The sequence below is a fragment of the Alkalibacterium sp. s-m-28 genome, from assembly GCF_054658175.1.
The window spans coordinates 1-5,717 of sequence record NZ_BAAGIQ010000109.1; the positions used below are offsets into that span (position 1 = coordinate 1).

Annotated in this window: 6 protein-coding genes; 5 read left to right on the forward strand and 1 reads right to left on the reverse strand. The window is 42.3% G+C overall.

Annotated elements, in window-relative coordinates:
• Positions 1-141 precede the first annotated feature (141 nt).
• Positions 142-939 (reverse strand): pyrroline-5-carboxylate reductase, encoded by a 798-nt coding sequence (gene proC, locus ACYQ4S_RS10500; protein WP_459771017.1) that lies wholly within the window; start codon positions 937-939, stop codon positions 142-144.
• A 162-nt stretch (positions 940-1,101) separates the two neighbouring features.
• On the opposite strand from proC, the gene ACYQ4S_RS10505 reads away from it, so the two are divergent.
• The 5 genes from ACYQ4S_RS10505 to ACYQ4S_RS10525 all read left to right on the forward strand — a co-directional run bounded on the left by ACYQ4S_RS10505 (position 1,102) and on the right by ACYQ4S_RS10525 (position 5,607).
• A complete protein-coding gene (locus tag ACYQ4S_RS10505) occupies positions 1,102-2,118 on the forward strand; it encodes a branched-chain amino acid aminotransferase (RefSeq protein ID WP_459771018.1) in 1,017 nt (338 codons plus the stop codon).
• A gap of 49 nt (positions 2,119-2,167) precedes the next feature.
• On the forward strand, positions 2,168-2,572 hold the full coding sequence (locus ACYQ4S_RS10510) for a secondary thiamine-phosphate synthase enzyme YjbQ (RefSeq protein WP_459771020.1): 405 nt from the start codon (positions 2,168-2,170) through the stop codon (positions 2,570-2,572).
• Between the two features lie 167 nt (positions 2,573-2,739).
• On the forward strand, positions 2,740-3,639 hold the full coding sequence (locus ACYQ4S_RS10515) for an ABC transporter ATP-binding protein (RefSeq protein ID WP_459771022.1): 900 nt from the start codon (positions 2,740-2,742) through the stop codon (positions 3,637-3,639).
• Positions 3,632-4,912, forward strand: coding sequence for an ABC transporter permease (locus ACYQ4S_RS10520; protein ID WP_459771024.1), 1,281 nt, complete (start codon positions 3,632-3,634; stop codon positions 4,910-4,912). Before ACYQ4S_RS10515 ends, ACYQ4S_RS10520 begins: the two co-directional genes overlap by 8 nt.
• A 257-nt stretch (positions 4,913-5,169) precedes the next feature.
• The gene (locus ACYQ4S_RS10525; protein WP_459771026.1) at positions 5,170-5,607 is read left to right on the forward strand and encodes a hypothetical protein; all 438 of its coding nucleotides are present in this window, start codon (positions 5,170-5,172) and stop codon (positions 5,605-5,607) included.
• The last annotated feature ends 110 nt before the right edge of the window (positions 5,608-5,717 follow it).

Consider the following 5,717-nt stretch of genomic DNA (forward strand, 5'->3'; position numbering starts at 1 on the left):
TGCGTATTTTAACTTCCAGAACTGTAGGGACTACAGAGTTAGCCTAATCAATATCCGACCAATAGGTGGGAGTTCTTAGGAATCTCCATCTTCAAAATCCCTTAGGATTTAAGGTGGAGTAGTTCAAAAAGAGACCATTTATTACTGTTTTTCGGACATGGCCTGATCTTTCTCGATCATTTTGTCGAAAGCGCCAATGACTGAATCGGAAAAGTCACTTTGCAATAGGTGCAGGATCGCTTCAACAGTGATGCCTCCGGGTGAGGATACCTTATCGATTAGTGTCTGAGGAGAGTCGGTGGCATGTAAGACGGTTTTACCACTTCCCAACACAGCTTGAGCAGCAATCTTTACAGCCGTATCTTTTTTCATGCCATGTTTAACAGCACTTCTAGCCAGCGTATCAATGAACAGGAAAACCAGCGCAGGAGAACTTCCGGCCAGTCCGATAAAAATGTTCAGCTGTTTTTCAGGAATGATAACTGTTTCTCCTACCACGTTGAAAATATCTTGAGTGATCTTTATATTCTCTTCTGAAACACTGGGGTTTTCGACAATGGCTGTCATGGACTCTTCTACTTGTGCGTTAAGGTTCGGCATGGTGCGAAGATACTGACTTTCTGATAAAAACTGCTTCAGACGTTCACTCGTGTATCCTGCAGCTACGGACAGGATGAGCTTGTTTTCTGGTATAGAAAGGGGACCAAGCACATTATCCATCTGATGAGGCTTCACTGCCAGTATAATGATATCTGAAGCGTCGATCACATCCTGGTTGACATGAGTCACACTGATCTGCCAGTTTTCTTCGATTTTTTTGAGTGATTCCGGAGAATAAGTCGAAACAATCAGATCGTCTCTTTGAATCAGTTCCTTCTTCAGTAGTCCTTTTACAATGGCCTGAGCCATATTTCCGAATCCGATACATCCTAATTTCATACGCGTCATCCTTTATAGTTGATTTACTATCAGTGTAGCATATTTTCATTCATCATGAGCGAGCTGGTCAGAAGAAAAAGGGATGGACTGAAACATTAAAATTTTGTCATTTTTTTGGTATAATAAAAAGGTAACTAGGGGGACATGAAAAGGGGAAGATGTATGACAAAAGATTTAGATTGGGAAAACCTTGGATTCTCATATATTAAGACAGACTATCGCTTTATCTCTCGATACAAAGATGGGGAATGGGATGAAGGGGAACTGACGACTGACAATCGCCTTCACATTTCTGAAGGATCCACTGCCCTGCATTATGGTCAGCAGTGTTTTGAAGGTATGAAAGCTTACAGGACTGAAGATGGGTCCATTAATTTATTCAGGCCGTATGAAAACGCCATTCGAATGAAGAAAAGTTGTGAACGTCTACTTATGGCTGTTTATCCGGAAGACAAGTTTGTGGAGGCGGTAAAAAAAGTTGTCCGTGCTAATGAAGAATGGGTACCCCCATATGGGACGGGCAGCTCTTTATATCTGCGTCCTTACATGATCGGGGTAGGCGACAATATTGGGATAAAATCTGCCGATGAGTATATTTTTTCAATATTTGCCATGCCAGTCGGATCTTATTTCAAAGGCGGGATGAAACCGTCCAACTTTGTCGTAAGCGGCTATGACCGTGCGGCACCGAAAGGAACAGGAGCAGCTAAAGTCGGCGGGAACTACGCGGCCAGCCTCCTTCCTGGAAAAGAAGCCAAGTCACGCTCCTTCAGTGATGCGGTTTATCTGGATCCGGAAACACATACTAAAATAGAAGAAGTCGGAGCAGCCAACTTTTTCGGAATCACCAAAGATGATGTATTTGTCACACCCAAGTCACCATCCATACTGCCCAGCATAACCAAGTACTCGTTACTTTGGCTTGCTGAAAACAGATTGAATCTTGACACGCTTGAAGGAGACGTATTCATCAGGGATATCGATCAGTTCAAAGAAGCTGGTGCGTGTGGAACGGCTGCAGTTATTGCTCCAATTGGTGGACTTCAGGTAGAGGATGATTTCCATGTGTTTTATTCTGAAACAGAAGTCGGTCCCGTTACTAAGCGACTCTATAATGAACTGGTCGGGATCCAGTTTGGAGATGTAGAGGCTCCTGAAGGATGGATAGAAAAAGTCTAATTACCATATAATTATCCGACGGAAAAATCAAACAAATGGAGGGTTATCAATGAGCTATTTGAAACAAATTACGATTGATACACATCATAAGCAGGAATTTGTTATGATCGACCGTTATTTGAATGAAGCGCTAGAAGACAGTCAGGTCGAGAACGGCATCATGGTGGTTTACTGCCCGCATACAACAGGCGGGATCACGATCAACGAGAATGCTGATCCGGATGTCCGGACAGATCTGAAACGCGTGCTGGATGATACCTTTCCTGATCATGACTACTTTGTTCATGCGGAAGGGAACTCTGATGGGCACATTAAATCCTCGCTTGTGGGAGCCAGTGAGACCTTGATTATTGAGAATGGCAAGCTCGTTTTCGGCACCTGGCAGAGTGTCTACTTTACCGAGTTTGACGGTCCGAGAACACGGCACGTTTATATCAAGATAATTGAAGGATAAGATTAACAAAAAGAGAATGCCTCGGTATTCTCTTTTTTCATGAATAAAGGATGAATAAAATGTGAAAAATGGTCCGGAGGTCTGATGTTTATTTTCACCTAAAACGGTATACTGCAGATAATCATTATTCTATGAGAGTACATAATATAGAGAAAGAAGGAGACAATATGTTAGAGGTGAAAAATCTGCGTAAGACGTTCGGTGATCTGACCGCTGTGGAAGATGTCAGTTTTACGATTCGTCCCGGAGACATCATGGGTCTGATCGGTCAGAACGGTGCAGGAAAAACGACGACCTTCCGAATCATACTGGACCTGCTGACAGCAGACCAGGGTGAAGTGCTTTGGGAAAATAAGCGTCTGTCGAAAAAGATCTTCAATAAAATAGGGTATCTTCCAGAAGAAAGAGGGCTGTATCCTAAAGTATCGATTGAGAATCAGATTCTTTATTTTGCACAGCTGAGAGGGAAGAAGAAAAGCGAGATCAGTCCTCTGATTGATGACTGGTTGAAAAAGTTCGACGTAAAAGGGAAAAAGACAGATAAAGTAAAAACTCTGTCAAAAGGGAATCAGCAGAAAGTCCAGCTGATTTGTACCCTGATTCATGAACCGGAACTGATTATTCTTGATGAACCGTTCAGCGGATTAGATCCGGTCAATGCAGAACTCCTCGAAGAAGGGATAAGAGAAGCTCAGAGTAAAGGCGCACGTATCATATTTTCCAGCCATAATATGAACAATGTGGAAGATCTCTGTGACAGCCTGATCATGCTGAAAAATGGAAAACAGGTACTTAATGGGGCGGTTCGTGATATTCGCGAACAGTTTGGACGGACGAAGCTGTTTTTAGAGTCTGATCTAAGCAAAGAAGCTCTTCTGGAATTCCCGGGTGTACAGCGGGTGGAGAAAAACAGAGACGGGATCGATATTGTCTATCTGACTCAGGCTGAAGAAGGAAAGGCTATTTTTGAGGCAGCAACACGAAACGGCTATATCCCGACGTTCAGCCAGCAACCTCCAACTTTAGAAGAGATTTTTAAACGAATGGCAGGTGAGCGAAATGAATAAATTCTGGGTCATTACTAAAGAAGTATACAAGAAAAATATTAAATCATTCGGGTTTATCGTCATGGTTCTCATTCCGCTGATCATTATTGGTTTTATCGCCGGGATGACCTACTACTTTTCACAGGAAGCTCAAAACGCTGAGCCAACACCGATTGCTGTCGTAACAGATGATCCGGCTCTTCAGGAGCTGTTTTCAGATGAAGAATGGAATTTTGAGATTGCTGGAGACATTACGACTGAAGAGGAAGCTGAAACAGCCCTGACTGCTGAGGATATCGAAGGATATATGGTCATCAATACTGAAGCACAAACCCTTCAGGCAGAAATCGTCCATGCAAACGAGCTGTCTAATCAGATACCAATCATTACTGAAGTGCTGACAAACTATCAGACGATGCTTAGAGCGAATGATCTTGAGCTGGCTCCTGAAGAGGTCATGTCTCTGACAGAGGCTGTTCAAGTAGAAGAAACAGTCGTCAGTATCGAAGAAGGGGCACTGACAGAAGAAGACACAACCGATAGAATGATCCAGGAATGGAGCGCTTATGCGGTCAGTATTGCTATAATGGCTTTCATCATGACATATTCCGGAATCATAGCTGAAGAAGTGGCCAACGAAAAAGGCACACGTATCATGGAAATCATCTTGTCCAGTGCGACAGCAACCAACCATTTCTTCGGCAAGCTGGTTGGGGTCATCATGGTGATGCTGACTCAGATCGCGATTTATGCAGCTGTAGGATTTGCAGCCTATCTGTACTTCAGAGACACTGATTTTGTACAGGGACTGATAGGTGAGATGGATATTATGGGCATGCTTCAGGAACTGCTGGGCTATACACTTATATTCTTTGTAGCAGGAGTGCTGATATATGTCATACTCGCAGCCTTCTTCGGCTCGCTGGCTACTAAGATGGAAGACGTGAATAAAGCTGTCACTCCGATAGTCTTTATCGCTCTTGCCGGATTCTATGTCGGATTATTTGCTTTCACATCTCCTGAAAATACATTGGCCGTCGTATTCTCATATATTCCATTGTTTACGCCTTTCGTGATGCCGTTCAGGATCGCATCAGGGACTGTCGCGACAAGTGGAATCTGGCTGTCCGTTGTAGGAACGGTCGGGTTTGCAGCATTGATTTCTGCTGTGGCTCTTGCCTTTTACCGCTCCAATGTCCTGGTTTATTCTGACACCAACATACTGGGTACAATCAAGCGGTCCTGGAATATCATGCAGAGTAATAAGAAAGCAAGAAAGCAAAGAGATGCCTGATTATAAAAAAGTACAATAAGTAGTGAGAATAAGGGAATGTCCAGCTGTATACTGGACAATCCTTTTTTGTTTGATCGGTCATTTAATCATGATCAAAGTTCAATAGGAGATTCCTCTGTTTAATTTGCATATAAAATAACTACAGTATATACGCTCTTGTAACGGCAATCGTGTAAAGTAGAAAGATTTGCTACTTTACACGTATTCCTGTAGAAATTAGTAATGTAATGCTGTACAATGAGAAAGGGGTGAGAGAATTGTTAAAATACAGTGAGTTGACAGAAAAGGATAAACGCCGCCGGTACAAGATGCTTGTGGAATTACCGTTATTTCTGGCCGGGATTATACTCAGTGCGTTCGATTTTGATTTCAGATTTATCATGACAATGGTAACAGGGATCATGGTTATTGAACTGATCATCTTCGGTCTGATGGATATTAAATTCAATTATTCATTAAGCGAATTTATTACAGACATGATCTATTTGTTCGTCATGAATTTCTTTGTTGTCCTGATAGCCACTCCGGGCTTTCTGTATACACTGAACCAGGCTACAGAGCGGACTTATATTTTTACCAACATTATCGAATTGATTGTTTCGTTTACTTTGCTTCATACAGCCTGGTATATTTACATTATTCTCTCATGTAAGGTAAGAAAAAACCCGTCCCTCAAATTAAACTGGACCCTATAGAATAGACACGGATAAAAAACCCTTATTCGTTCTCTATTTTATAGGGTTCTTTATTGTATAATGAACCCAACTATATGAGTTCAAAGGAGAGCGTTGACATGGGAAGAAAT